The organism is Streptomyces silaceus, assembly GCF_001419745.1.
Taxonomy (GTDB): Bacteria; Actinomycetota; Actinomycetes; order Streptomycetales; family Streptomycetaceae; genus Streptomyces; species Streptomyces silaceus.
The window spans coordinates 1-283 of sequence record NZ_LIRJ01000196.1; the positions used below are offsets into that span (position 1 = coordinate 1).

General features: G+C 70.0%; 1 protein-coding gene. It reads left to right on the top strand.

All coding sequences use genetic code 11. From position 1 onward, the window contains the following. A partial coding sequence (locus tag AOK22_RS19500) for a M1 family metallopeptidase (protein WP_167357858.1) occupies window positions 1-283 on the top strand: 283 nt, incomplete at both ends.

Below are 283 nucleotides of genomic sequence, written 5' to 3' on the forward strand. Positions count from 1 at the left end.
CACGAGCTGGCCCACCAGTGGAACGGCGACAACGTCTCCGTGGACAACTGGAAGGACATCTGGGTCAGCGAGGGCTTCGCCCGCTACAGCCAGTGGCTCTGGTCGGAGAAGGAGGGCGAGGGCACGGCCCAGGAGCTGGCGGACTACGCGTATGCGCAGCGGCCGGCCGACGACCCGTTCTGGCAGGTCAAGCCGGGTGACCCGGGTCCGGACAACCAGTTCCACGGCGCGGTCTACGACCGGGGCGCGATCGCCCTGCAGGCGCTGCGCAACGAGGTCGGCG